The 22727-nt window shown below is 61.7% G+C and carries 20 protein-coding genes and 2 pseudogenes; 6 read left to right on the top strand and 16 right to left on the bottom strand.

Going from position 1 to position 22727, the window contains the following annotated elements; all coding sequences use genetic code 11:
- Positions 1 to 125: 125 nt before the first annotated feature.
- Genes FPZ54_RS20410 through FPZ54_RS16040 form a run of 9 tightly spaced genes read right to left on the bottom strand, consistent with a single transcriptional unit; the run spans position 126 to position 8164 of the window.
- A complete protein-coding gene (locus tag FPZ54_RS20410; protein ID WP_145848850.1) occupies positions 126 to 476 on the bottom strand; it encodes a TrbC/VirB2 family protein in 351 nt (116 codons plus the stop codon).
- Positions 476 to 1483 (bottom strand): P-type DNA transfer ATPase VirB11, encoded by a 1008-nt coding sequence (gene virB11, locus FPZ54_RS16075; protein WP_145848849.1) that lies wholly within the window; start codon positions 1481 to 1483, stop codon positions 476 to 478. Before virB11 ends, FPZ54_RS20410 begins: the two co-directional genes overlap by 1 nt.
- Positions 1480 to 2574, bottom strand: a complete 1095-nt coding sequence (locus tag FPZ54_RS20260) for a TraB/TrbI/VirB10 family type IV secretion system protein (protein WP_239019605.1) — start codon at positions 2572 to 2574, stop codon at positions 1480 to 1482. Before FPZ54_RS20260 ends, virB11 begins: the two co-directional genes overlap by 4 nt.
- Positions 2574 to 3266 carry a TrbG/VirB9 family P-type conjugative transfer protein gene (locus FPZ54_RS16065; RefSeq protein WP_186456794.1) on the bottom strand — a complete coding sequence of 231 codons (693 nt, stop codon included), beginning with the start codon at positions 3264 to 3266 and terminating at the stop codon, positions 2574 to 2576. The genes FPZ54_RS20260 and FPZ54_RS16065 overlap by 1 nt, the downstream gene beginning before the upstream one ends.
- A gap of 8 nt (positions 3267 to 3274) precedes the next feature.
- Positions 3275 to 4021 (bottom strand): VirB8 family type IV secretion system protein, encoded by a 747-nt coding sequence (locus tag FPZ54_RS16060; RefSeq protein WP_145848846.1) that lies wholly within the window; start codon positions 4019 to 4021, stop codon positions 3275 to 3277.
- Positions 4018 to 5211, bottom strand: coding sequence for a type IV secretion system protein (locus FPZ54_RS16055; protein ID WP_145848844.1), 1194 nt, complete (start codon positions 5209 to 5211; stop codon positions 4018 to 4020). The genes FPZ54_RS16060 and FPZ54_RS16055 overlap by 4 nt, the downstream gene beginning before the upstream one ends.
- Positions 5211 to 7583, bottom strand: a complete 2373-nt coding sequence (locus tag FPZ54_RS16050) for a VirB4 family type IV secretion/conjugal transfer ATPase (protein WP_145848840.1) — start codon at positions 7581 to 7583, stop codon at positions 5211 to 5213. The genes FPZ54_RS16055 and FPZ54_RS16050 overlap by 1 nt, the downstream gene beginning before the upstream one ends.
- Positions 7562 to 7846 carry a VirB3 family type IV secretion system protein gene (locus FPZ54_RS16045; RefSeq protein ID WP_145848839.1) on the bottom strand — a complete coding sequence of 95 codons (285 nt, stop codon included), beginning with the start codon at positions 7844 to 7846 and terminating at the stop codon, positions 7562 to 7564. The genes FPZ54_RS16050 and FPZ54_RS16045 overlap by 22 nt, the downstream gene beginning before the upstream one ends.
- A gap of 3 nt (positions 7847 to 7849) precedes the next feature.
- A complete protein-coding gene (locus tag FPZ54_RS16040; protein ID WP_145849940.1) occupies positions 7850 to 8164 on the bottom strand; it encodes a TrbC/VirB2 family protein in 315 nt (104 codons plus the stop codon).
- A 182-nt stretch (positions 8165 to 8346) separates the two neighbouring features.
- Between FPZ54_RS16040 and FPZ54_RS20370 the strand changes: the two genes are divergently transcribed.
- Positions 8347 to 8949 (top strand): Ig-like domain-containing protein, encoded by a 603-nt coding sequence (locus tag FPZ54_RS20370; protein ID WP_277872293.1) that lies wholly within the window; start codon positions 8347 to 8349, stop codon positions 8947 to 8949.
- Between the two features lie 53 nt (positions 8950 to 9002).
- Positions 9003 to 13358, top strand: a complete 4356-nt coding sequence (locus FPZ54_RS16030; RefSeq protein ID WP_186456793.1) for an RHS repeat-associated core domain-containing protein — start codon at positions 9003 to 9005, stop codon at positions 13356 to 13358.
- Between the two features lie 58 nt (positions 13359 to 13416).
- Here FPZ54_RS16030 and FPZ54_RS20365 read toward each other — a convergent pair.
- From FPZ54_RS20365 to FPZ54_RS16015, 3 genes and pseudogenes are all read right to left on the bottom strand, one after another.
- A pseudogene (locus tag FPZ54_RS20365) lies at positions 13417 to 13545 on the bottom strand (LOG family protein); the annotation flags it as partial.
- A gap of 430 nt (positions 13546 to 13975) precedes the next feature.
- Positions 13976 to 14146 (bottom strand): annotated as a pseudogene (locus FPZ54_RS16020) (transposase); the annotation flags it as partial.
- A 180-nt stretch (positions 14147 to 14326) separates the two neighbouring features.
- On the bottom strand, positions 14327 to 14539 hold the full coding sequence (locus tag FPZ54_RS16015; protein ID WP_145848833.1) for a helix-turn-helix transcriptional regulator: 213 nt from the start codon (positions 14537 to 14539) through the stop codon (positions 14327 to 14329).
- A 751-nt stretch (positions 14540 to 15290) separates the two neighbouring features.
- Between FPZ54_RS16015 and FPZ54_RS16010 the strand changes: the two genes are divergently transcribed.
- From FPZ54_RS16010 to FPZ54_RS16000, 3 genes are read left to right on the top strand one after another with little or no spacing between them, the layout of a single operon-like run.
- Entirely contained in the window at positions 15291 to 17027 is a 1737-nt protein-coding gene (locus tag FPZ54_RS16010; protein WP_145848831.1) for a ParB/RepB/Spo0J family partition protein, read from the top strand.
- Between the two features lie 54 nt (positions 17028 to 17081).
- Positions 17082 to 17318, top strand: a complete 237-nt coding sequence (locus FPZ54_RS16005; protein WP_145848830.1) for a sigma factor-like helix-turn-helix DNA-binding protein — start codon at positions 17082 to 17084, stop codon at positions 17316 to 17318.
- A gap of 53 nt (positions 17319 to 17371) precedes the next feature.
- Positions 17372 to 18274, top strand: a complete 903-nt coding sequence (locus tag FPZ54_RS16000) for a HEPN domain-containing protein (protein ID WP_145848828.1) — start codon at positions 17372 to 17374, stop codon at positions 18272 to 18274.
- Positions 18275 to 18293: 19 nt separating this feature from the next.
- Here the strand turns inward: FPZ54_RS16000 and FPZ54_RS15995 are convergent, their stop codons facing one another.
- The 4 genes from FPZ54_RS15995 to FPZ54_RS15985 form a co-directional block, all read right to left on the bottom strand.
- The gene (locus FPZ54_RS15995) at positions 18294 to 18788 is read right to left on the bottom strand and encodes a Ros/MucR family transcriptional regulator (RefSeq protein ID WP_145848826.1); all 495 of its coding nucleotides are present in this window, start codon (positions 18786 to 18788) and stop codon (positions 18294 to 18296) included.
- A gap of 77 nt (positions 18789 to 18865) precedes the next feature.
- Entirely contained in the window at positions 18866 to 19024 is a 159-nt protein-coding gene (locus tag FPZ54_RS19950) for a DUF6771 family protein (protein ID WP_186456791.1), read from the bottom strand.
- A gap of 7 nt (positions 19025 to 19031) precedes the next feature.
- A complete protein-coding gene (locus FPZ54_RS15990) occupies positions 19032 to 19259 on the bottom strand; it encodes a conjugal transfer protein TraD (protein ID WP_239019604.1) in 228 nt (75 codons plus the stop codon).
- A 19-nt stretch (positions 19260 to 19278) separates the two neighbouring features.
- A complete protein-coding gene (locus FPZ54_RS15985; RefSeq protein WP_145848822.1) occupies positions 19279 to 19599 on the bottom strand; it encodes a conjugal transfer protein TraD in 321 nt (106 codons plus the stop codon).
- 171 nt (positions 19600 to 19770) lie between these two features.
- On the opposite strand from FPZ54_RS15985, the gene traA reads away from it, so the two are divergent.
- On the top strand, positions 19771 to 22674 hold the full coding sequence (gene traA, locus FPZ54_RS15980; RefSeq protein WP_145848821.1) for a Ti-type conjugative transfer relaxase TraA: 2904 nt from the start codon (positions 19771 to 19773) through the stop codon (positions 22672 to 22674).
- The last annotated feature ends 53 nt before the right edge of the window (positions 22675 to 22727 follow it).

The raw sequence follows: 22727 nt of genomic DNA, 5'->3' as shown, positions 1-22727 counted from the left end.
GGTATTGATCTAGATAGGTAATGGGAAGACGCCGCCGCTGGATACCATCAGAGATACCATCAAATTTTGGCGACGAATTGATCCAGCTTAGGACGCTGCCTGCTGGCATCGTGCCAGCAGCAGGCCTAGCGAACTGGCACCGATGCCCCGGCATAAGGATCATAAGGTACTGGCGAGGGCGTCACGATCGGAGCGGGCGGGGCCAGCGCAATCGGCTCTGCGGCGCGAGTACCGCTAGCATCCCCAAGCCGCATCAACCCAGCAGCGATGGTGGGCGCACCAAAGAGAACAAAGCAGCCGAGCACGACCGTAGCTCCGCGGCGCAGATCAATCCGTCCGGTGAGCATCCCAAGTCCGATCCATGCGATCGCGATCACCGCAATGGTTGTCGCGAGTGTCCCGAGAAGCGTTCCCTGTATCCACTCCGCAGCGGTCACCAGTGCGCTGGTCGAGGGGCCGGAGAGCGGGTCTCCCATCAGCCTTGAGCTCCAAGCATCGAGCGCAGTGCGACCTGCGACACATATCTGCGTCCGCTGGACCGCGAGAGCTGTACGTAGACGTCGATCGTCGAACGCACATAGTGATGGACGTCGGCGCGGCTGAGCTGTGTACCGGCCTGGAGCACCAGCAGCGCGATCTGTTCGATCGCGCCATGGGGGCTGTCGGCATGGACGGTCGTCATGGATCCGGGATGCCCGGTATTGACCGCGCGCAAGAACGCGAGCGCTTCATCGCCGCGTAGCTCGCCAAGAATGATCCGATCTGGGCGCATGCGAAGTGAGGCAGCGACCAGATCGTTTGCGGTGACCCGCGCTTCACCAAGCTCGCTACGTGCGGCGAGAAGTCCAACCGAGTTCTGGTGCGTAGCCCGAAGCTCCGGCGTATCCTCGATCAGGATCAGCCGCTCATCTGACGGCACCTCGCGCAGAAGCGCGTTGAGGAACGTGGTCTTGCCGGTGGAGGTCCCGCCGGACACGAGGATATTCTTTCGGGCGCGGACGGCGGTGCTCAGTGCCCCGGAGATGTCGCCCGCTTCGACAAGCGCGGCGATCCGCTGATCGTCCGCATTCTCGGCCTCCGCGCCGGTCTGAGTCGCATCGAACGCGCCCGTCGCGAGATAGTCGTCGAGCGTCAGATCGGGCGACACGTGCTTGCGGATCGCCAGCACCACGCCGTCACGGGTTGCGGGCGGCGCCACGATTTGGACACGGGCGCCGTCTGGCAATGTCGCCGAGAGCAATGGATGTTCCCGGCTGATGCCTTGATGTGCCAGCGCCGCGATCTGGCGCGCCAGGCGCCCGAGCGTCACTTCATCCAGCAATGGCGCATCGTCGCGCTCGATCGCGCCGCCGCTGGATTCGGCCCAGATTTCGTGGGGCCGGTTGACGTAGATGTCGGTCACATCCGGGCGCGTCAGGGCCTCGCCAAAAGGCGCGAGGTAGCTCAGTAGATAGACTTGGCCTCGCGGGGATGCCGCAGTCATCGACGGTTCTCTGCGCCAGTAAAGTCAAGATCGCGCGCGACGAACACACTGATGCTCGTCCCAGGCTTGACGGTCAGCGTCGGCGTGATCTGCTGCGGCTGCACTGCCTGCGCGGTCACATTGGCGCCCGGCAGCGCTATGACGGTCTGAGCACCAGCTTCGCGCGAAGCGATATTCACGCCGATATCGAGGGCAGATTGCAGGATCGCCCCGCTAAAACGTTCCCAGAAATGCGTGTTGACCTTTGCGCGCACCCCTGTGCGACCCAGCGTATCGGCGACCGGCGACTGGATCGCGATGGTAACGCCGTCGGGACGGATGAGGCGGGTCCAGGTAATGAGCGCGCGTTTTTGCCCCGCGCCGTTGTCGGAACCATATTCGCCGATGAGGCGGCTGCCTCGAGGGATCAGCACCTGCGTGCCATCGAACCCGCGCACGTCGCGCGAGACGATCGCCCGCGCAAAACCGGCGCGGGTCGAGTCGAGAGCGGACTCGAGCACCGCAGGGATGAGTGTTCCTTGCAGGATGGTGTTTGCGCGATTGGCGAACGCGCCAGCGCGCGCGCGATTGGTGTTCATCGCGGGTGCAGCCGCCGTTCCTCCTTGTCGTGGCGTTCCGGCGGCGTCGGACGTGGCCTGTGCGCCTGCCCCTCGTACCGAGCCGCCGTTGTCGATCACCAGAATGGGAGATGCATCGCGACGTGCGGGAGGAGGTGGCGCGGCCGATTGCGGCTCGGGCTGCGGGACATAGACGATCTGCGGTTCGGCTGGGGGCACCACACGGCTCGGCGGCGGGATTGCGGGCGGGAGTGCGGGGACGGGGAGCGCCGCCGCGACGGACGCAGGTTCCGGCACATAGGCGGGCGGAATGTAGAGCGGCATGGGCGGGCTCGCTACCAGATCGGTACGCTGTGCCTTGACCGCCGGAGCGTTGGTCGCCCTGCGCCGTCCATCGAGGATTACGAACAGGATTGCGCCTGCGGCAACAACTGCGGTCACCAAGATCCAATGTGGCATCTGTCGGCTCGCGTTGGCGACGCTGGGGCGGATATCCGCCTCGCCTTGGGGCGCCGATGCGGGGGCCGGTTCCATCAGCGCTTCCTCGAAGCGCGCACGCGCTTTGCCCGTGCGATGCGGTTGTCGATCCGGAACACAAGCCGCTCGGACACGCCGTCAATTACGTAGAGCCCGTCGCGCATCATGCCGTTGAGCAACGTCTCCCGGCCGCGATCATCGATGCCGTATACCGCAGGCAGGGCCACCGCAGCGGGCCAGCGGATGTAGGTCTTGATGCCATCGTCACTGAGTTCCGATGGCCGCAAGCGCCGGTCCCCGCTCACGCGGTAAAGGGTCTCGCTTGTTGGTTGCGCCGCCTCTGTCAGCATCGATGCCGCAGTGCTTGGCTTGGGGTAGGTGAAGCGCACCGTGTACGCCATAAGTGACGATGGACCGGGTAAAGGCTGGAGATCGAACAGATAGGTGCGGGCGTCCGTCACCACGGTCATGTTGGTCGCGACACCTGTCTCGACCGGCTTTATGAACAGGTGGCTGCCGCGCTGGGTGGGTGTAACCAGCCACGCGCCGCTATCGCCGACCGCAACGCTCTCGATCCGCTCGTCCGGCGCAAATTCGAGGGAGAGCTGATATCCGGTCGCGACTTCGAGCGTGACGACCTGCTCTGCCCGGAACTCGACCGATTGGAGGCGCGGATCGCCCGCACCCGGCTGAGGACGCACCTGCGCGAGGCTCGAACCTACAAAGGCCAGCGCGGCGACAAGGACCATGGTTCGCATCATTGTGCTGGCGTACTCGCGCCCGCAGGGCCGCTTTGTGCAGGCGACGAGGCGGGCTCTGTCTGCGGCATCGCTTCGGGATCGCGGCGATAGCGGAGCACCTGGAATCCCAGGGGATTGAGATACCGGTCCTCTACCCGCATCGGCTCGCCCGAATAGCGATAGCGCACGACCGCGACCCAGGAGCCGATTACGCGCGCCTGTCCGCCCTGGTCGGTGCGGCGGGTTTCGAAGCGGACCATTGCCGCTCCGGGACCCATCGGTGAGACGCTCTTGACGTTGGTCTCGACTACCGTGGAGCGCGGATAGCGGTTGAGCGGGCTGTCCGCGAACGAAGGCTGCATGCTCGCGATATAGCGGCTGCGCGCGCTATCGCCCGACCAGAGCGCGACCTTGCGATAGTTTGCCTGAAGCGCGTCGATATCGAAGCTCTCCCGCGCGATCACATATTGGACGAGGAATGATTGGGTCAGCGCTGCGTCACCCGAGATCTGGGCGGGTTCGAGCGGCTTGACCGCCTGGACAAACCCTGTCTGCTTGTCGACCAGCAGCGTATAGGGTTCGACCGTCTTGAGCGGGGTCAGCAGCATCAGCGCAAAGGCTTCGAGCACCGCGATCGCCGCGGCCGCGCCGGCGACGATCCAGGCAATGCGCCGCGAGCGGCGCAGCGCATCGTGCCGGTCCTGCGCCCAACTCGCTGCTTCGCGATAATAGGCGTCGCGCTTGGCGCGCGGTTCTTCCTTCATGTCTGATCTCTGCGGCCGACGCTGGCCGATATGCGGTTGCTGGTACGGCGGCGTGCGCTTTGACCGAGCGGGATTGCAGGCGCGGTTTCGATCGGGCGCGAGGCGGCCTGGATCGGAACCCGGCTTCCCGAGCCGATGGGCTGGACCGTATCGGCGGTCTCACGCCTTTGGCTCGCGACGACCGCGTCCGCGATTGCGGCAGCGCGTGAGTGCGCGGCGGCGGGCTGGCTTTCCTTGTCGGGTGTGAGGATGCGTTGCTCCGTATCGGGCCGCGCCGGAGCGTCGCCCGACCGGCCGACCCACTCGCGAATCTCCGGAAAGCGGAACCCTGCGGCAAGCCGCGATACGCCCCACAGCATTGCGGCGAGGATCAGGCAGAACAGCGTCGCAACCACCAGCAGCTCGACCGGTGCGTTCGGCACCGCCAGGTTAGCAGCACGGGCGGCGAGAAGGCTGGATAGCCAGGGTTCGAGCAGCGCCAGTTGCACGCCGAGAACGATCGATACACCAAGCGCGCCCAGCGCTGCGCCAAGCAACACGCGCAGCCAGCCTTCGAACAGCCCGCGCGTCCCGTCGAACAGCAGAAAGGCCAAGAAGAATGGCGCGAGCGCCAGCAACAGTCCTGCAATCAATCGGACTGCCGCGAAGGCGCCGACAATTCCGATCAAATAGAGAATGCGCGCGCCTCCAAGCGCAAATGCCTCGAACCCGTCAATGGGCGGCGGCATGTGCTGGGCGGCCTCAGCTGCGTTGGCGGGTTGCCCGGCGCGAAGGATCGCCAGCGACACCATAGCTTGATCGACGGCCTCGAGCCGCGAGACCATCCCGCCCTGAGCGCCGGGAAGCGCGGCTGCGCCGCCGATCGAGGCGCTGAGTTCCGCCGGTCCACGGATCACCGTGTCGTACACAAGGGTGCGATAGGCGGGCCAGCTGGTCGCGAGCACGAGCACGACACCGATTTTGACGAAGGCGAGCACGCCTTCGCGCACGCTCGGCACATGGCCGAGCAGCATGCGATAGCCGAACAGCGCGATGAACAGCGTCAGCAGCGCGGTCAGGATGAGCGAGAACGACGATCCCGGCGACGCCAGCGCCTGATAGCCGTTCGCGCCGATCGTCTGCGCCTCGCAATCGACAAAGCGCAGTACGCCGCTCAGAAAGCCATCTGCGGGAAGCGCCGGACAAGTCATCACGCGCGCTCCAGCAATTGCGGCATCCAGTCGGCGGGGGCGTCTCCGCTGGTGGTGCGGATTTCATCGAGCAGCCGTACCGTACGTTCGCGGCCTGAGAGGATCGTCAGGATATCGCGCTCGCCCGAGAGGTTGAGCCGCGCGACGACGCTGTGGTTGCCATGCTTGATCAGGAAGCAATGCGCATTGTCGGGAAGGCTGCGCACCAGATCGAATTCGTGCGCGCTGAGCCCAAAGCCATCCATATAGTCGACCGCGCGCGCCTTTGGGCTGGCCATGAAAATTTGCGTGGCGGCCTGTTCGATGATCGCGCTCGCGATTCGGCTTTCGAGCGCGTCCTGCGCGCTTTGCGTGGCAAAGCCTACAATGCCGTTCCTTTTGCGGATCGTCTTTTCCCAATCCTTGATGCGACGCACGAACACATCGTCGTCAAGCGCCTTCCAGCCTTCGTCCACGACGATGATCGCGGGGCTGCCATCGAGCCGCTCTTCCACCCGGTGGAACAGATACATCATCGCAGGCGAGCGCAGTGCCGGATCGTCAAGGATCTGCGTCATGTCGAACCCGACCGTGTCCGACTTGAGGTCGGTAAGATCGCGCGCGTTGTCGAACAGCCAGGCTCGTTCGCCGTCACCCCACCAGGGCCGCAGCCGCGACCACAGATCCTCGCTGTGCGGGCGACGCCCGCCCCGGAACAGCTCGACCAGATGGGCAAGGCGCCGGTGTTCCAGAGGTTGCAAGAAGTTCGCGTCGATCGCGTCCTTGATCTGCGCTACCTCCTCGGTCACTGTGCCGCCTGCCAACAGCGCGATCCAGTCGATCAGGAACTGGCGATTGGCCGGCGTGTCCTCGAGCTGGAGCGGGTTGAGGCCGGAGGGCGTGCCGGGGCGCAGCTGGTCGTACTGGCCGCCGATCGCCCGGATGAAGAGCTCGGCTCCCCGATCCTTATCAAAGAAGATGATGCGGGGGCGAAACTTGCGGGCCTGCGTGAGCAGAAAATTGAGTACGACCGTTTTGCCCGACCCGGACGGTCCGATGACGGTAAAGTTGCCGAGATCGCCCTGGTGGAAGTTGAAGAAATACGGCCCCGCCGCCGTGGTCTCGAGCAGAGTGACCGCCTCGCCCCAGTGATTGCCAATGGCTTGGCCTTGGGGAAAATTGTGACTGCTCGCGAGGCCTGCAAAGTTTCGTGTCGAGATGAGACCGCGCCGCGCGATATATTTGAAGTTGCCGGGGAACTGCGCCCAGAACGCAGGTTCGAGCGCGATATCCTCGCGCACCGCGATTGCGCCGAGGTCCGCAAGCGTCGCCTGCGCCTCAGCGACGGCCGCATCCACTTTGGCGGGCGTTTCGCCGCGGATCGCGATCGTCATATGGTGTTCGCCAAAGCCCGCCCGTCCCGCGGCGACATCGTCCTTGGCGTTGGAGAGTTCGGCGCGCAGGCTCAACGCCTCATCCTCTGCCGATCGCATGCGGCGCAGCGCCAGGTTCATGCGGGAGAGTGCCACCTGTCGTTCCACGAACCCAAAGCTTTGCGAGATGGTGAGCTCGAACGGCAAGCGCAGCAGCTCGTCGAACATGCCGGGTGCAGTCTGCGCCGGGTAATCCTTGATCGAGAGGAGGCCCATATAGCTCGCGGGATGCCCTGCGGCCGCGCCAAGCTCGACCGTCTCCTGACCGAAACTGATGCGTCGCCAGGGTAGATACTGGCCGATATCCTCATGCGGGAGTAGGACAGGGCGGAGCTCAGCGTTGAACAGGCCCGACAGGAACTCGAGTGGTTCCGAGCAGGGGCCTTGCGGCATGTCGTAGACACTGAGCAGCTTGGGCTCATAGCTGCCCATTGCCGCCATCAGCGCATCGCGCGCAGTGTCGAGCTGGCGCAGTTCATGGGCGGCCGATGCATCGCGATCCGCGACCCGTTTTCCGAGCCACGAACGAACCCGATCGAGCGCGCCGAGCTGTCCTTGCATCGGGCGTCGGATCAGGGTCAGGAACAGGTCGTTGACGTAGAGCTGACGGGTCGACAATCGCGTGCGCCATGCGGTGTCGAGCCGCTGCGAGAATGCGTCCGGAAACTCCGCTTCCAGGCCCGTGTCGACCCGGCGACGCACCACATGATGGTAGAGCGCAAAGCGCGAGGAGCCGATCGCTTGCAGCATCGCGTCGCGCAGCCGCTTGCGGTAGTTGAGTTCTTCGGTGTCTGCGGTCTCGAAATGCAGCCCGCGCAACTGGATGGTCTGCATGAGTAGCCCGTCACGCGTTTCGATCGTGTAATCGTCGACGTGGCGCGCATAGGGCAGGTGATCGCCTGCCGGTTTCTCGCGTGCGATGACCTTGGGATCGCTGGTCAGGGGCGATAGGAGTTGCATTGCCAGATCGCGTGATTGCGGACACGCGGGCAGCGGCCGACTTTGGTGAGCCAGAGATCGAAGAAGCGCGGCTCGCGCAGGCAAAGCAGCACCCCGGCGAGATGGATTACGAGCGCGGTGGCCAAGACCCAGGTGGAACGAAAGATCAAGAAAAGCTCGGTCGCGATTACGGCATTGGCGACAAAATAGGTGTAGGTAACCCCTGCGAACATCTGCGGACGCGTCAGCGCCGTGAATACCGTATCGCGTTCAAGCCCCTCCACCGTTCAGCCGCCGAGCGAGGCGCTGGACTGAATGCCCGCCACGATGCTCGCCGCGCCGAACAGGATGAAGCAGCCCAGGATGACGGTTGCGCCATAGCGCCAGTTGATCCGGCCGGTCAGCATCATGAGGCCCACGACCGCTACCGCGATCACGGCGACGACCGTCGCGATGGTGCCAAGCAGAGTCCCCTGGAGCCAGTTGACCGCGCCTATCAGCGGGCCGGACCCCGCGGGGTCCGCCAACGTGTCCTGTGCTCGCGCCGCGGTTGAAGTCAGAGCGGCATTCAACACAGCCGCTGTCGAAAAAATCCGTCGCATCAGCCCCCCGGTACGTTGCGATTCGCGCGCATAGTACACGACCGCCGCGGAATTTGCGCAAGGCGTCATAATGGCAGAGCGCGAAAGCAACTCGATGAATGCACGCAGAATAAAAGTGGATTCTGTGCATTGATGCGTCCGCAAAAAGATGCCCTAATGTGGCGAATCGTTGGGGGGAAATCATGCGACGGCGTTTATTGCTGTGCGGCTGCGGTGTTGCCGCGCTGCTGGGAACCTATGCGGCTGGCGCAGAGACAATCACCTATGGATATGACGCGCTAGGCCGTCTTCGGACATCCTCCATATCGGGCGGTGCCAACAACGGTACGAACACCGCGATTTGCTACGACGCAGCGAACAATCGCGAGCGTTACGTGACGACGGTAGGCGGTGCGGCGGCATGCACGACTTCCACATATCCGACGCCAACACCTACGCCGACGCCGACGCCAAGCCCGACACCTACACCGAGTCCCACGCCCACCCCAACTAACCAACCACCTGTGGCTGTGGCGGACTCGATGAACATCTTCTGCAATGGAACAGCGCAGAAGAACGTGCTCGCTAACGATTATGACCCTGACAACAACACGCCGTTGAGCTTGGTTAGCGTTAGCGGTCCGCTCTACGTCACGATTGTCAATTCAACGACGATCGAAGTGACTGCCACGTCAACGCCGGGCGCGACAGCTGTCTCCTACACCGTGCAAGATAGTCTCGGCGCGACGAGCGGTGGCACTGTAACTGTCACGATTACGGGTAACCCGATCACCTGCAATCTTTGACCGTCGAAATGACGGGCGCTGTCGAAGTGCCGGCGCTTTTTGGGGGAAGAAATTTGATCAACCTGATCGCCCGCCTTGCTGTGACGGTGCTGTTGATGTGTCCAAGTGTAGCTTGGTCTCAAGCCTCTAATAGCGCGGTGCCTCCTGACACTGCAGTCATCAGCCCAGGCGGCGTCGATATGGTGTCCGGGCAATATCGTGATACCACCCGCGATCTTGCGATCGGGCCGGACGGCAATGGAGGACTGGCGGTCGATCGCATCAGCCGAGGCCCAATGCTCTTTCGCACGAATTGGTACATTTATCTTGAGAGGAAGATCCAATGGGTAAAAAATCCTGACGACGGGCTTCCTAACATCACCTCGATGTCTTTTTCCGCGCATCGCGGAGCCATGGCAAAGTCTTTTTGGGCTGCCCTCGACTATTCATCGTTCACCGATTTCAGCCGGAGTGCGAATGGCGAGGACAAGCTGGAGAGGCTCGCCAGCGGGTCGAATTACTATTTTAAGCATACCACTACCGAAGGGGTGGTAACGAACTTCGAGGCCACTAGCGACGGTGGAAATGCCTTCGCGACGTCGGTCGTATATCCAACCGGGGTCACATATTCCCTCTTATATGACACCGGAGGGCCAAGCAGCAGCAAACGCCTCAAGCGAGTGACGAGCAATGCGGGCTACCAACTGATATTTCAATATTTCGGAGGTTCGGACGCGCACAAAATTCAAAAGGTTTGCGCGATTAATCTGGCGATCACCACACCGCCCACATCAGACACTTGCCCCTCAGGCGCGCAATCGGTCGGCTATACCTATTTGAACGATACCGTAGCGAGCGTAACCGATTCAGCGGTGCAGGTCAGCTTTGTCACCAATAGCTATTCTGGCTCGTCGCTAACCGCGCAGGCATTCTACAAGCCTGGTCTGACGGCAACGCCATATGTGACGAATACGATATCGAGCGTCGAGGGAATCTCGTTTGAAGCCGCGAAGGGAAAAGCTGTCACCCAACAGGTGTTCGCGGACGGACGCAGCATCACCTACAGCTACACGAATCTCGATCCGCAGACCTCTGATCCCGCGATCTTCGGCGGCGGGTACGCGCGAGGAACTGGATGGATTGAAAACGGCGTCGCGTCGACGACGCTCGGATGGTCATATCGGCAAGAGGTTCTAGGACCGGCGGGCAGCGCCGGTCCTTTGTATGTGCCGCCATCGCCAGAGACGATCACCGACCCTCTTGGGAGGGTGACGACTAATGAATTTTCTGGCGCCCCGGTGATGCCATATCAAAGGTTGATCGCGAGAACCCTTCCCAATGGCCGGGTCGAGAGCTTCACGTACTACGGCGGGCGTTTGACGGGGCGCACGTGGACAGCGGCGATCGGCACTTCCGATGACCCCAATTCAATCTCGCTCACCTACAATTGTACGACTTGGGTCGTATGCGCGAAGCCAGTGACAGTTACCGATGCTCGAGGGCACACCACTAATTATACCTATGACATTACCCACGGCGGCGTGTTGACCGAAACGCTCCCCGCACCACAGTCGGGAGCCGCAAGGCCTCAGAAGCGATACACCTATGCGCAATATTATGCTTGGTACAAAAATACTTCCGGTACGCTCGTTCAGGCATCGACGCCGATTTGGCTATTGACCCAGATTTCCGAGTGCCGCGCGGCGACTTCGGCGGATCCGGCCTCGTGCGTGGGCACGAACAACGAGATCAAGACGGTCTTCACCTACGGCACCTCTGGGACCGCCAACAATCTGCTGCCGAGCTCTCAGTCGGTGACCGCGTGGGACGCAACCACTAACGGGCTGGTGACTGCGACTACCAGTTGGACCTACGACGCGAACGGGGACAAGCTGACCGAAGACGGCCCTGCAGCGGGGACGGCGGACACCACGCGCTGGCGCTACGACGCGATGCGACGTGTAATCGGCGTGATCAGCCCAGATCCAGATGGGAGCGGTTCGGGTAACCCGCACCCGGCGGTTCGCAACACATATGACGCAGCCGGGCGGCTGACCAAGGTCGAGAAAGGCACGGTGGCGAGCCAGTCGGACACGCATTGGGCGGCCTTTGCCGCCAGTGAGAGCATTGAAACGACTTATGACCTGCTGGATCGCAAGCTGACCGAGACCAAGAAGTCAGGCACCACGCACTATGCACTGACCCAGTATAGCTACGACCTCTTTGGTCGGCACGAATGCACCGCGGTTCGCATGAACCCGGCAGCTTATAGTTCGCTGCCCTCAAGCGCCTGTACACTCGGGACTGAGGGCAGCTTTGGTCCCGATCGTATCACGAAGAACTTTTACGACGATGGCGGGCAGCTGATAAAGGTCCAGCAGGGCGTGGGGACGAGCGTGCAGATTGATTATGCCCGCTACGAATACACGCTCAACGGCCAGCATAGCGCGGTGATCGACGCCAACGGCAACCGTGCTGAGTTTGCCTATGATGGTCATGACCGCAAGGTGAAGTGGACGTTCCCGTCCAAAGACACGATCGGAGCGACCAATCCCGACGACTACGAACTCTATGGGTATGACGCGAATGGCAACCGCACCTCGTTCCGCAAGCGTGACGAAACTCTCTTTGGCTATACGTTTGACGCGCTAAACCGCGTCACTGAGCAAACAATAGATGGTAGCGGTACGACAACCTACAGTTACAATCTACAGAACCTGCGGCTGACTGCGGCGGATACTCTGGGTACGACGGCATTTGGCTATGACGGGTTTGGGCGTCTCGTATCAGAGCAGAGTCTGTCGTCGTTGCGACTTCTAACCTACCGCTACGACATCGTCGGCAATCGCACGCGAGTCACGCATCCGGATGGGGCATACTTCACCTACAGCTATGACATGCTGAACCGGATGGTGGGAATCTCGGAGAACGGTTCGACATTGGTCGCGACCCTCAACTATGACAGTAAGGGTCGCCAAATAGGCAGCACGCGGGCGGGCGTCGCGACAACGTATGACCACGACGACGTGTCGCGGCTGATCAAGATCGCGGATAATCTGTGGAGCACGCCCAACGATGTTGAACTGAGTTTCAGTTATACGCCAGCAGGCCAAATTGCGACGCGGGATCGGAATAACGATGGTTACAGGTTTACCGACTACGCGAACGCGAACGCCCTCTACACGGTGAATGGCCTCAATCAGTATGAGACTGCGTCAACCGGCTCGCTTTGCTATGACAACAATGGGAATCTGACGCTTGATGCGTATTACGCCTACAAGTATGATGCGAACAATCGTTTGATCGAGCGGCGGGCGAAGGTGGATGCGACTTGCCCTACCGTTAACTACGAGGGGCCTGTTTCCGCATCGCTCGCCTATGACGCAATGGGGCGGCTATATCAGACCACGGACGGCGGAAGCGGCATCACCCGGTTTGTTTATTCGGGCGATGAACTTGTGCTTGAGATGAACAGCAGCGGTACGGTCACAAAGCGCTACGTTCATGGCCCAGGTGAAGACGATCCGATACTGTTCTATGACGGCAGCACGGTATCGAGCAGCACGCGGCGTAGCCTTCAGGTGGATCATCAAGGGTCGATCGTGTCGATCGCTGACAACTCAGGCGTGGCACTGATAATCAATGCCTATGACGAATATGGTACCCCCAAATTGACTAATGGCGGACGGTTTCAATACACGGGTCAGTCCTGGATCCCTGAGCTTGGTATGTATTACTACAAGGCGCGGATCTACTCCCCTAGACTGGGGCGTTTTTTGCAAACGGACCCCATAGGCTATAAAGATAATATCAATCTATACTCATATGTTGCAAATAATCCGATAAATTTAATTGACCCAAGCGGAAAAACCAAAATTTGGTTTAATTCAAGGACGGGATATCTTCGCATTGATCCGGAGACTAAGGGTAGAAATCCATATTCTATACGCGCGACATCTGGTCGGTCCGGACCTTGTATGAACAACCCTGGTTGCGAGCGAAAACCGTTTGAGGGGCCAATTCCGCGAGGTTTGTACCATATCAAGTCGTCAGAAATTAGTAATCCCAGTCGGGTCAGGGATGTGGTCAGAAATAGCAACGGGGATTGGGGAGATTGGCGAGTGCGGCTCCATAGGCAGGCCGAACGCTCGTATCCGCAATCGCAAATATGGCCTGTGACGAGGGATGGCTTCTTTTTGCATGGAGGAAGTTTAGAAGGGAGTGCAGGATGCATTGATATTGGTGGTGGATTATTTGGGGATTCCATGACCAATATGTTGTTGCAGGATATCCAAGCCGATCCAGATGGGACCGTTCCCGTTAGAGTTCAAGAAGAAGATCCGGATAATAAAAACTACCCAATGAGCAGGTCTGATTTACTAGACCGGATGACTCAGGGAAGGGGTTTAAAAATAAACATAATTGAATAGGGGCTAATGTATGGCTATATTGTCAGTCATGCTATTTTTATAATTGATCTTGGAATTATAATTCGTCCATCGTGCCGGTGCCGCCGCCGGGCAGCGTGACGAATCCGTCGAGCAGATCGGTGAACGCCTGCTTACGCATTAAAATCTTGCGTGTGGAAGCGGGTAATAGGCGCCAATTTTGGAGTATTTATAAAGAATATTAGGTGTGGCTAAAAATGGATGTTATATGTGGGTAAAAATCTCAAGCTACGCGATTTCAAGTGTGATTTTACTTTGTTCATCTCCAGCCATGGCTGAGGTTTCTGATAAACAGCCTTCGGTCGAGGAGTTGTGGATAATTGCCTTGATGATCGCTGGGGCTTTTATAGCGCTCGCAGCGTGGCGCCCTTTATTCGCGCTTCTGTGTGCACCCATTGCGTTATGCTATGCTTTTTTTCAGTTTCAAGAGCTCGGCGATGCCCAAGTTGCGGCGGAAATTCGGAATGAACTCGGGGTTTCATATTTTGCTCATTCCTATCTAACTTTGGCTGTCATCATATTGGCCCCCCCACTCGCGGGGGCAGCGTTTCTTCTCTATAATAGGCGAAGTAAAAGTACAGGGCGAGGTCGGCGAGAGACTAGGCCGTAAACTCATAAGCTCTCAGCCAGAGCCGCATTGAGGCGAGAAAGTTCATGGCCAGAAAGTTGGCCGCGAGCTTGTCGTAGCGAGCGGCGACACGGCGAAGGTGCTTCAGCTTGGAGAAGAGCCGCTCGACCAGGTTGCGCTTACGGCAGAGCCGCTTGCTGAAGCAGGTTGACGTGCTCCCTTGGAGACTCCGCCAATCTGAACCCGAGTCGTTGACGACAGAGGACGACGATGGAGCGCAGTAGCTCCAATGCAGGTTGAACCTTCTCGGATCTTGACAGGCTGCTGGTGATCGTTGGCGCGCTTGGCACAAGCTGACTCAGCTAGCGGTCTCTCGTGACATTCATCCTCGGGGATCGTCCCAGCGATAGAGCATCGGATTGCGCAGCCAAGCATTGATGGCGGATTCGCGCCATCCAACGCACCGGGTGCTGATCTGGATGTTCCCCGGGAACGTGCCGCTCTCCATCTTGCGGTACATGGTTGATCGGCTCAGCCCGGTACGAGCGAGGACCGTGTTGATCCGGAGGATGCGGTCTGGGGGTTCGGTCTGCATTGCTATTTCCTTGCACTGTCTGCCTCTGACTGGGGCTCCCGGAGGCAATTTGGGCAGGAAACAGTCGCGGCGAACAGACCCTCTCTGGTGTCAGGAGGGTTCTGTGCGGTGCCAGCGTGCACATACGTAGCTTTTACGTAGCTTTAGCGTAGGTTGGCCTTTCGAGTGGCCAGGTGTCAGGGCGTCTCACGCGATGCGTGACCGCGCTCTACGCCGCTGGCGCGCCGCCGAGTCGCCTGCTGCGTCTCGGCCCATGCGGGTGACGATCGCGTGACGTGGGCCGGGCGCTGCCCGGCAGCGGAACGCGATAGCTGATGGGCGTGCGCTGGCGGACTTCTGCGAAGCCGCCAGGGTCCGCAGCGCCTTTTCTTTCCCGCGTGGCACACTCGATCCGGGCGGAGGGCGCGGCGGCGGCTGGCGCACAGCTGCGCGCGCACGCCGCCACGACGGCCGTCCGGCTTCGAGAGTGCCTATTCGTGGGCTCCTGGCGGAGCGGCAAGCGCGCTGCGCTTGGATGCTGCGGTCAGCGCGATGCGCTGGCGTTGTTGGTCTCGGCCGCGGCCAAGGGGGGTGGGCGTCGCTGCCTTCTAGTCCCGCCGCGGCGGGCAGCAACCCGGCTGCGCCGGGTCTTCCACTGCGTTGCAGCCCTTCGGGTGCACCCCGCCTCCGATCGGCGGGACTGCCAGTCCGCTCCTTGCCGCCCACCCCCCTTCGCCGGGGCCGGTGCGGTTCAGGAAGAAGGAGTGGACCCATGGAACTCAAGCATATCGAACTCGCCAACCTGTCTGTCTCGACCGCCAATATGCGGGGTGTGAAGAAGGCACCCGACCTCACCAACATCCTGCCGTCCGTCCGGGCGCGCGGGGTGTTGGTGCCGCTGATTGTTCGACAGAACGGATCGCCCGACAGCTATGAGATCGTCGCGGGCAAGCGGCGCTATCATGCCGCGCTGGCAGTCGCCGAGGAAGGCGGCGGAGTTGACGCGCTGCCCTGCGCGATCATGGAAGCGGGTGACGATGCAGCGGCGCTGGAGGCCTCGCTGATCGAGAACATCGCGCGGCTCGACCCGGACGAGGTGACGCGGTGGGAGACGTTTACCCGGCTGATCCGCGAGGGCCGCACCCCCGAAGATATCGCGCTCACCTTCGGGCTGACCGAGGTGCAGGTGAAGCGCACGCTGGCGCTCGGCAACCTGTTGCCCCGCATCCGCAATCTCTACCGCCACGAGCAGATTGACGCGGTGACCGTCCGCCACCTTACCCTCGCCAGCAAGGCGCAGCAGCGCGACTGGCTGGCGCTGGTCGATGACCCCGAGCAGCGCGCGCCGGTGGGCCAGCAGCTCAAGGCGTGGCTGTTCGGGGGTACGCCGATCCTGTGCGATGCCGCGCTGTTCGACCTTGCTGACTACAAGGGCGAGATCGTCTCAGACCTGTTCGGCGACGAGCGCTATTTCGCTAGCGTCGAGACGTTTTGGACCGCGCAGGAAGCGGCCATCTTGGCGCGGGTCGAGGCGTATCGCGAGGCCGGGTGGAGCGAGGTCGTGGTGCTGGAGCGCGGCGACTATTTCCACAGCTGGGAGCATGAGCGGCGGTCCAAACGCCAAGGCGGCAAGGTGTTCGTCAGCGTCGGGCATAGGGGCGAGGTCACCTTCCACGAAGGCTATATCACCGCCAAGGAAGCGCGGAAGCTGGAGCGCGGCGAAGCTATCGAGAAGCCAGTTCGGCCCGAGGTCAGCGCACCCATCCAGAACTATATCGATCTACACCGGCATGCTGCGGTCCGCGCGGACCTTGCCAGCCGTCCCTCGCTGGCGCTGCGGTTGATGGTTGCGCACGTCATCGCCGGTTCGCCGCTGTGGAATGTTCGGATCGAGGCGCAACGTGCCGCAACCGATGCGATTGCGGAGAGCGTCGAGAACAGCCCCTCAGAAGCTGCGTTCGACGAGAAGCGGCGCGCGGTGCTGGCACTACTCGGGTTCGATCCCGAGACGCCAACCGTGACCGGCGGCTATGACGGCGCGCATGGCGTGGCGGGTCTGTTCGTCAAGCTGATCGCGCTTCCCGATCCTGCGGTAATGGACGTTGCGGCCATCGTCATGGGCGAGACGCTCGAGGCGGGGAGTGCGCTGATCGAGGTGCTGGGTCCGATGCTCGGCACCGAGACGGCCAAGGTCTGGCAGAGCGATGACGCGTTACTCGACCTGATCCGCGACCGCGAGGTGTTGCAGCATGTGCTGGCAGACGTAGCGGGCGAGGGCGTGTCGCAAGCGAACGAGGCCGCGACCGGCAAGGTCAAGCGCACGATCATCCGCGACTGCCTCACTGGCGAGAACGGCCGGGCCAAGGTGACAGGCTGGGTGCCCAAGTGGATGGCGTTCCCGCCATCTGCCTACACCGAGCGCGGCGGGGTCGCGACCGTCAGCCGGGCGGCCAAGGTCGCCGAATTGGCAGGGTCGACGGAACCCGAGCCGCTGCGTCGCGCAGCCTGACTGTCTGGCGGCCACCGCGCCGCCAGACTTCCCTTCCTTTTGCTGGAGGACATCATGACCGATGATCCCGATCCAGAAACCACCAAGCGGATCGAACGGGTCGCTCGCAAGCTGCCCCGGTTGCAGCGCGAAATCTTCCTCGCCGCCCGGCTCGACGACCTGAGCTATGTCGAGATCGCCGAGCGCACCGGCCTTACTGCCGGGCAAGTCGAGCGGGAGATTGCGAAGGCGCTCGTGAGCATTGCCCGCCGCATGAACCGGCAGCACAGACGCTGGTGGCGTTTCCGGTAATTCTATCGAGCGTCCGTGTTTGCGCACGGGCGCTCGCTCGCTAGGAAGGAACTATGAGGACCGACCTCGATCATCTCCCGGACCGCAAGCGCCGCGATCTCGAACGCATCGTGCAGATACTCTTCGCCGAGTTCGAGGACGCGACCGCGCTCGCCACCCAGAAGTGGAAGAAGCAGGGGCGCATCCTCAAGGTGATCCTCTACGGCTCTTACGCGCGCGGCGACTGGGTCGAGGACCCGGTCGGGGGCTATTACTCCGATTACGATATCCTCGTTGTGGTAAGCGATGATCGGCTCACCGACCCGGTGGAATATTGGGCCAAGGCGGACGACCATTTTGTCCGCGAGGTGACGATCTCCAAGCGGATCAGCGCGCCCGTCACATTCATCGTTCACAGCCTTGCAGACGTGAACGACCAGCTGATGCGTGGTCGCCCATTCTTCATCGACGCAACCGAGCAGGGCGTGGTCCTCTACGAGGCTGAAGGGCATCCATTCGCCACGCCGAAGCCGATGACAGAAGAGGCTGTGCGGGCGGAAGCGCAAAAGTATTTTGACGAGTGGTTTTCAAACGCAGAGATGCGATTTGATCTAGCGCGTACCGCCATCGAGCGGGGGTATGCAAAGCAGGCGGCGTTCGATCTTCATCAGACCACCGAACAGCTATATCATTGCCTGTTGCTAACCCTGACGCTCTACAGTCCGAAATCGCACAAGCTGAATTTCCTTCGCGCGCAGGCGGAGCCGTTGGTTCACGAACTGATCGCCGTTTGGCCGCGCGACACTAAGTTTGCGCGGCGATGCTTTGAGTTGCTGCAGCAGGCCTATGTGAACGCCCGCTACTCGGCGCACTACAAGATCACGCCCGAGGAGCTGGACTGGATCGCCGAGCGTATTGAGCTTTTGCGAAAGACCGTTCGCGATGTCTGCGAACGGCGGCTCGCGCCGCGCGACTGATCGCGCGGCGCTCGCGAATTCAGGCCGGTTTGGAGGCGCGCGGTGCGCGCTTGGGCGCGGGCGCCGGAGCCGGAGTTGCAGCCTTCGCCGCGCGGCCCTTGTTGCCGAGCCCGATCTTCTTCGCCATCGCGCGGCGTTGCTCCGAATAGCTCTCGGCGACCATCGGATAATCCGGCTTCAGATTATAGCGCGCGCGATACTCTTCGGGCGTTAACCCATGCGTCGAGAGATGCCGACGCAGCGTCTTGTACGGCTTGCCGTCGATCATCGAAATGATGTGATCCTTTGACGCCAGGGATTTGCGAACCGTGACTGCCGGGGAGTGCTCTTCGGCGACAGGCTCATCGCTCTCCGCGATCGCAGCACCGCCCGACAATTCGCTGACCGTGGCGTACATCTTTTGAAGGAATGCCGGCACTTCGTCGGCCGTCGCGCGATTGTTGGGATTGCCGAGCCAGGCAATCGTCAGTTCGGTTGCAAGCTCGACGAGATTGGGGGCGTTCTCTTCGGTCACGCTTTGCTCCATTTTGGATGTATTCGAGCGTGCGTGCGACTTTGCCGATGCGATGTCAAACCGGCGCTGCGATCTCTTCAGGTCTCCGCACGCCGCAGCGCGTCTGCCAGTATCGCTGCGAACGCTTCTTCCGCTTGCGTGCGGGCGCTCTGGTCCTTCGCTGTCAGATCGCGGCGGACCCATTCCGGTGCGCGCTTGAGGAAGGCGAGAATGGTGGCTTCGAGGTCTTCGGTCATCGGCGGGCTATGGGCGGGGTTCACGTTCGGGGGCAAGCGCCTCATATGCGCGCCTGCCGCGCCGCCTCCAAAGCAGCAGGGCGTTGTCCCGATCCTCGCTGCGCAACCTGGCTGCGGCCTCGACCAGCAACCCGAAGATCACCGCGCGATCATCGTCGGTTAGGTCGATGAGTCCTGCCTTGGCGACGAGACCGCCAAGCTCGATGAGCTGGCGCGTTCGTTCGCGGCGCTTCACGACCCAATCCCGCTTGTCCTCACGCGCGATTCTGGCGCTGTGTCGATTGCGCATTGCCGTCGCTCGCCGAAGCGCCGCGCGCGTCGCCGCCAGCGCGTCCGCGAGCCTTACGTGAGCCTTGAAAGAAGGTCGCGCCGCGCTTGCGCCAGTCCTCCTTTGTCGCCGCATCATTGGTCTCGACCGCGGCGAGCAGAACGCCTGCCAGTTGCTCGACCGGCAGCCCGTCCGCGCCGGTCGCCACCACCAGCTCGCCGAGTTGGCGCAGCCGCCGCTCCTTGAGCAGCTTTGCCTTCTCGTCGAGCGCCTTCAGTTCCGAATCATAGTCACGGGGTTTGCGCATGACACCTTCCTCAATTGTCATTGTGGAATGTATCAGTTAGGTACTGCGTCGATCAGCGCAAACGTCGTGAAATATCTTGGGACAACTATTTCCCGAGAAAGATTAATTCTTTTGAGGGCGCGCTTATACGTCGTGCCGACGTGCTCGTGTAAGTGTAAGTGGATTGCCGTCATGGCGATCTACCATTTCTCGGCCAAGGTCATCTCGCGTGCTGCTGGATCATCGGCGCTGGCGTCTGCTGCCTATCGCTCCGCTTCCCGGCTGCACGATCAGCGGCTCGACCGGCATCATGACTTTTCCAACAAGGCTGGCGTCGTGCACTCCGAGGTGATGCTGCCGGACCGAGCGCCCGAGCACCTCTCCGATCGCGAGCGCCTCTGGAACGAGGTTGAGGCGGCGGAGCTGCGCAAGGACGCGCAGCTCGCCCGCGAGATCGAGTTCGCGATTCCCCGCGAAATGACCAAGGAGCAGGGCATCGAGCTGGCCCGAGACTTTGTGCGCGACGAGTTCGTCGATCGCGGCATGATCGCCGATCTCAATGTGCATTGGGATATCGGCGCTGATGGTCTGGCAAAGCCACACGCGCATGTGATGCTGACGATGCGCGACGTTTGCGAGGACGGGTTCGGTAAGAAGAACCGCGACTGGAACCGCACCGACCTCCTGGAGAAGTGGCGCGAGCGCTGGAGCGAGCACGTCAATCAGCGGCTTGCCGAACTCGATATCGATGCACGGATCGATCACCGGTCATTGGAAGCGCAGGGGATCGACCTCGAGCCACAGTACAAGATCGGCCCGGCTGCATCGCGCATGGCGGCGCAAGGGTTGGAGTCCGAGCGCGCCGCTGAGCACCTGGAAATTGCGCGCTCGAACGGCGACAAGATCATCGCCAACCCAAACATCGCGCTCGACGCGATCACGCACAGCCAAGCGACTTTCACCACGCGGGATCTTGCGCGGTTCATCCACCGGCACAGCGACGGCAAAGAGCAATTCGACCAAGCTATAGGCGCGGTTCGCGCGTTACCGGACCTGGTTGCGCTGGGCAAGGACGGGCGCGGCGAGGATCGGTTCACATCCCGCGCCATGATCGACGTGGAGCAGCGCCTGATGCGCGGCGCCGAACGGCTGGCTGATCGTGAAAGCCATGGTCTCCCGACGACGATGCTGAACAAGGCCGTCATCGCCGCCGGGAGTAACGGCCTTGTTCTCGGGGGCGAACAGCAGACCGCTCTCAGGCATATAGTACGCCCCCAAGCCCTTGCTATTGTCGTAGGCTACGCTGGCACCGGCAAATCGGCGATGCTGGGCATTGCGCGCGATGCCTGGGAGCAGGCCGGGCTCGAAGTTCAGGGCCTGGCATTGTCGGGCATCGCTGCTGAAAATCTCGAAAGCGGATCGGGCATCGCCTCGCGCACCATTGCGTCGCTCGAGCATCAATGGGGGCAGGGGAGGGACCCGCTCACCTCAAACCATGTGCTGGTGATCGACGAGGCCGGGATGATCGGCTCACGTCAGATGGAGCGTGTCATATCAGAAGCCGCCAAGCGCGGCGCGAAGGTCGTGCTGGTGGGAGATCCCGAGCAGCTACAGGCGATCGAGGCGGGTGCTGCGTTCCGCTCGATTGCCGAGCGGCATGGCAGCGTCGAGATCACCGAGGTTCGTCGCCAGCACGAGGACTGGCAGCGCGATGCCACCCGGCACCTTGCTACCGGCCGGACCGTCGAAGCGATCCAGGCGTATGGCGAACATGACGCCGTGCACGCCGCCCCGACCCGTGAGGATGCGCGCAACGCGCTGATCGATCGCTGGGCTCGCGATCGCGCCGCCAATCCAGATGCCTCGCGCATCATTCTCACCCACACGCGCGACGAGGTGCAGGCGCTCAATACGGCAGCGCGAGATCGGTTGCGCTTGGCAGAGGCGCTCGGCGAAGATGTCACGCTCGCCACCGAGCGGGGGACGCGAAACTTTGCGGCCGGGGACCGCATCATGTTCCTCAAGAACGAGCGCGATTTGGGCGTAAAGAATGGGACGCTGGGCACTGTGGAGAGCACGAGCCAAGTTCGCATGGCGGTGCAGCTGGACGATGGCCGGGCGATCGCGTTCGATATCAAGGACTATGCGCAGATCGATCATGGCTACGCCGCCACGATCCATAAGGCGCAGGGGATGACGGTCGATCGCACCCATGTGCTGGCGACACCGGGCATGGATAGCCACTCAACATATGTCGCGATGTCACGCCATCGCGATCACGTCGATCTGCACTATGGGCAGGATGACTTCGCGGATCAGGGCAGGCTTGTCCGCACGCTGTCGCGTGACCGCGCCAAGGATATGGCGAGCGACTATGCCGGCGAGCCCGAGCGCCAGTTTGCTGAGCGGCGGGGTATTACGTTTCGCCAGCGCATTGCCGAACTGGCGCGCAAGGTACCCCGGAAGATGCGTAGCATGTTCGAGGGGCTGCGGCTTCCGGTCGAACGACCTTTCGAGTCAGCCAGACCCACCGAGGAAGAGGCCCGCCAGGTGCGCAGGAATATCGTCCAGCGGCACGCCCGCGCGGTGGTCAGCATCTTCGAGAGCTTCGACAAGGGCGACGCCACCACCCCCGACCAAGCGAACGAATTGCGCGCGGCGCGCAAGGACCTGAACACGATCACCGAGCATGCCTCGGTCGATCTCGAGACCGCCTACAAAAAGGACTGGGGGCTTGCTCGCGAGACAGCGGGTGGCGATTTCACGCGCACCAGGCAAGCGATGCAGCATGAAGCTGAGATACGCACGCATCCGAAGCTGCGTGCCGACCGGTTTGTCGAGCGCTGGAACAAGCTCAACGCGCAAGCCGAGCGCGCCTACATGACCGGAGATCTCGCAGGCCGAAAATCAGCGCAGAATGAAATGGCCGGAATGGCGCGAAGCCTTGAACGCGACCCGCAGATGGAATCCATCCTCTCGGCTCGCAAGGCTCAGCTTGGCATCACAATTGAGACCGGGCGGAAGCTGGGTGCCGAGCTGGCATTTAACCACGGGATCGACTTTGGGCGAGGCCGGGGCCGCGGTATCGGTCGATGACGCGTTTGGATCCGCTTCGCGCCCTAACTTCGGTCGTAACGCCTCATCTCGTG

Source organism: Sphingomonas suaedae, assembly GCF_007833215.1.
Lineage (GTDB): Bacteria > Pseudomonadota > Alphaproteobacteria > Sphingomonadales > Sphingomonadaceae > Sphingomonas > Sphingomonas suaedae.
Note: the sequence above shows the minus strand (reverse complement) of the source record. Positions and strands in the feature narration are given on the sequence as shown.

Excerpts from the sequence above, each read along its gene's own strand:
- FPZ54_RS19950 (WP_186456791.1), bottom strand. The coding sequence starts at position 19,024 with ATGACCGAAGACCTCGAAGCCACCATTCTCGCCTTCCTCAAGCGCGCA.
- FPZ54_RS16015 (WP_145848833.1), bottom strand. The coding sequence starts at position 14,539 with ATGCAGACCGAACCCCCAGACCGCATCCTCCGGATCAACACGGTCCTC.
- FPZ54_RS16040 (WP_145849940.1), bottom strand. The coding sequence starts at position 8,164 with ATGCGACGGATTTTTTCGACAGCGGCTGTGTTGAATGCCGCTCTGACT.
- FPZ54_RS16060 (WP_145848846.1), bottom strand. The coding sequence starts at position 4,021 with ATGAAGGAAGAACCGCGCGCCAAGCGCGACGCCTATTATCGCGAAGCA.
- FPZ54_RS16055 (WP_145848844.1), bottom strand. The coding sequence starts at position 5,211 with ATGACTTGTCCGGCGCTTCCCGCAGATGGCTTTCTGAGCGGCGTACTG.
- FPZ54_RS16000 (WP_145848828.1), top strand. The coding sequence starts at position 17,372 with ATGAGGACCGACCTCGATCATCTCCCGGACCGCAAGCGCCGCGATCTC.
- FPZ54_RS16065 (WP_186456794.1), bottom strand. The coding sequence starts at position 3,266 with ATGGTCCTTGTCGCCGCGCTGGCCTTTGTAGGTTCGAGCCTCGCGCAG.
- FPZ54_RS15985 (WP_145848822.1), bottom strand. The coding sequence starts at position 19,599 with ATGCGCAAACCCCGTGACTATGATTCGGAACTGAAGGCGCTCGACGAG.
- FPZ54_RS20410 (WP_145848850.1), bottom strand. The coding sequence starts at position 476 with ATGGGAGACCCGCTCTCCGGCCCCTCGACCAGCGCACTGGTGACCGCT.
- traA (WP_145848821.1), top strand. The coding sequence starts at position 19,771 with ATGGCGATCTACCATTTCTCGGCCAAGGTCATCTCGCGTGCTGCTGGA.
- FPZ54_RS16010 (WP_145848831.1), top strand. The coding sequence starts at position 15,291 with ATGGAACTCAAGCATATCGAACTCGCCAACCTGTCTGTCTCGACCGCC.
- FPZ54_RS16005 (WP_145848830.1), top strand. The coding sequence starts at position 17,082 with ATGACCGATGATCCCGATCCAGAAACCACCAAGCGGATCGAACGGGTC.
- FPZ54_RS20260 (WP_239019605.1), bottom strand. The coding sequence starts at position 2,574 with ATGGAACCGGCCCCCGCATCGGCGCCCCAAGGCGAGGCGGATATCCGC.
- FPZ54_RS20370 (WP_277872293.1), top strand. The coding sequence starts at position 8,347 with ATGCGACGGCGTTTATTGCTGTGCGGCTGCGGTGTTGCCGCGCTGCTG.
- FPZ54_RS16050 (WP_145848840.1), bottom strand. The coding sequence starts at position 7,583 with ATGCAACTCCTATCGCCCCTGACCAGCGATCCCAAGGTCATCGCACGC.
- virB11 (WP_145848849.1), bottom strand. The coding sequence starts at position 1,483 with ATGACTGCGGCATCCCCGCGAGGCCAAGTCTATCTACTGAGCTACCTC.